Origin of the sequence: Pseudomonas sp. ok272 (genome assembly GCF_900109995.1) — a bacterium.
In the GTDB taxonomy this organism is placed as follows: Bacteria; Pseudomonadota; Gammaproteobacteria; order Pseudomonadales; family Pseudomonadaceae; genus Aquipseudomonas.
In genome coordinates this window covers 1-2,016 of sequence record NZ_FOCB01000044.1, presented here as the reverse complement: position 1 = coordinate 2,016, position 2,016 = coordinate 1, and the positions used below count along the sequence as shown (strand labels likewise).

The following is a 2,016-nucleotide window of genomic DNA, read 5'->3' as shown; positions in this document are numbered from 1 at the left end:
GATGCGCAGAAGAAAAAGCGCGGCGAAGGGTTTGAGCTGAGGACCGATGGTTGGGGGGCGATACGGGCTGGAAAGGGGGTGTTCATCAGTGCCGATGCACAGCCCAAAGCCCAGGGCGACGTATTGAGCATGGACCCCGCCAACGCGCTGGTTCAGCAGGCGCGCGAGCAAATCTCCGATTGGCAAGTGATTGCCCAGGCCCATCACAGTCGTGCGCCGGCCATTGATGGCTTGCTGCGGTTGCAAGCGGATGCCCAAGACCTGGCGGCCCCGACCATTCTGCTCAGCGCTCCCCAAGGCATTGGTGTGGTCACGTCAGGCGGTGTGCTGCTCAAGAGCGGTGATGCCCTCTACCTGCAAAGCCAGGACGACATCCACCTGGCTGCCGCCCAGCGCCTGTCGATCCAGGCCAGTCAGGACATTTCGCTGTTGGCCCAAGAGCAAGGCCTGCGCCTGGTCTCCGGCAAAGGCCCGCTGGAGATCGAATCCCACGGCGACGTGTTGAACCTGATCGCCCAGCAAGACATCACCGTGCAATCGGTGCAGGGCCACCTGCAACTGACCGCCAAGAACGGCATCACCCTGGGCTGCGGCGGCGGCTATATCCGCATCGCCCCCAGTGGCGAGATCGACATTCATACCCCCGGCACACTCAGCCTCAAGGGTCAGCACATCTGGGAGCCACCCACCCGCCTGAGCTTTCCACTGCCCGAACTGCCGGGTGCGGTGTGCAAAGAGTGCCTGCTTCGCGCTCACCATGCGGCACAGGGTTTTGTTTCCCCGCAGGTGCAAGCATGAGCGCCGCGCCTATCACCGCCTGGCTTGGCGTGCTGGAGGCGATGTGTAGGCCGGTCGGCATTACCTGCCTGGATGTGATCGTCGACCAAGCCGGCAGCGCCACGCCGTTGCTCCCCAGTCTGCCCGGCGTTGAGCCGGCCTTGTCGTGGCACTCGTTGTTCACCGGGCGCCCGGAGGAGGGGGCCGGCGACGTGGCGCCGTTGTTGATCCGGGTCGACCTGACGCAACCGCTGCAACGCCAGTGGCTCAGCGGCCTGTTGCAGCACCTGAACGTGCGTGCGCAAGTGCTGGTGCTGGCCTCGCCTTGGGACTTCCAGCCCTTGGCCGAGCACCTGGGGCACTGCCTGCAAGCCAGCAATGGTGGCTACCCAGGGCTGCTGCGTTACTACGACCCACGCCTGTTTGCCTTGTTGTTCAGCCATGTCCTGCAACCGCAAGAGCAGCAGCGCTGGTTGCAGCCCGTGGCGTTCTGGAGTTGGCTCGACCGTGATGGCCAGCCCCGGTGCCTGGCGGGGCAGGCACAGGGGCCTGACAGCGCCGAGCCTTGCGCCCCGCTGGAACTGAGCGACAGCCAGTTGGAAAGCCTCGGCTGCGCCAGCGACGCCAGCCTGGCCCTGACGGTTATGGAGGCGGCTTTCCCCGCCGACTGGGGGGCCGAGCGGCGCTTTCAAATCAGCTACGCGTCGATGCTTGCGGCCACCGAGGCCGGGGTGCTGCTGCCCGCCGAGCGCGAGACCGTGCTCCTCGACACGCTGCGCAATGCCCACATCGATCCACCTCAGACCGAGCGGAGTTGAACCCCATGCCCAGACCCTCGACGGTAACCGCGGCGCTCGCTGCGTTCTGTGCGCTACTCGCCCACCCCACCCAGGCCAGCACCCTGGAAGCCATCAACCACACCCACTGGGCGATCAATCGCTTCAGCGTCGATGGCCGCTCGGGCCTCGACATCATCGGCCCGTACCAGGGCGGGGGCGGTGGTTGCTGCTACATCGCGCCCAAGCGCTGGCAGCCGGGGATGACGGTGCGGGTTGATTGGGAGACAGGGGTGGCGTACTCCGATGACTTTCCAGGCTTTGCAGATGAGGCGAAGTACGACGCCTGGCTTGACAAAATCGATGCCCAAAAACGCCAACACAGCAAGCTCGCCCCCATCCCCGACTACACCGGCCAGAAAGTTTGTGGCCTGACCGTGCACTTCCTGCCCTGCGATGAAGT

Annotated in this window: 3 protein-coding genes; all 3 read left to right on the top strand. The window is 65.2% G+C overall.

Annotated elements, in window-relative coordinates; all coding sequences use genetic code 11:
- On the top strand, positions 1-798 hold a 798-nt coding region (locus BMW74_RS24410), incomplete at its 5' end, for a DUF2345 domain-containing protein (protein WP_139208489.1).
- Complete coding sequence (locus BMW74_RS24405) at positions 795-1,595, top strand: toxin Tle1 chaperone Tla1 (RefSeq protein WP_093426649.1); 801 nt, start codon at positions 795-797, stop codon at positions 1,593-1,595. The genes BMW74_RS24410 and BMW74_RS24405, both read left to right, overlap by 4 nt.
- A gap of 5 nt (positions 1,596-1,600) precedes the next feature.
- Positions 1,601-2,016 (top strand): Tli1a family immunity protein (locus BMW74_RS24400; RefSeq protein ID WP_305881721.1); only part of this gene is annotated, 416 nt, incomplete at its 3' end.

Coding starts and splice junctions, on each gene's coding strand:
- BMW74_RS24405 (WP_093426649.1), top strand. CDS start 795: ATGAGCGCCGCGCCTATCACCGCCTGGCTTGGCGTGCTGGAGGCGATG.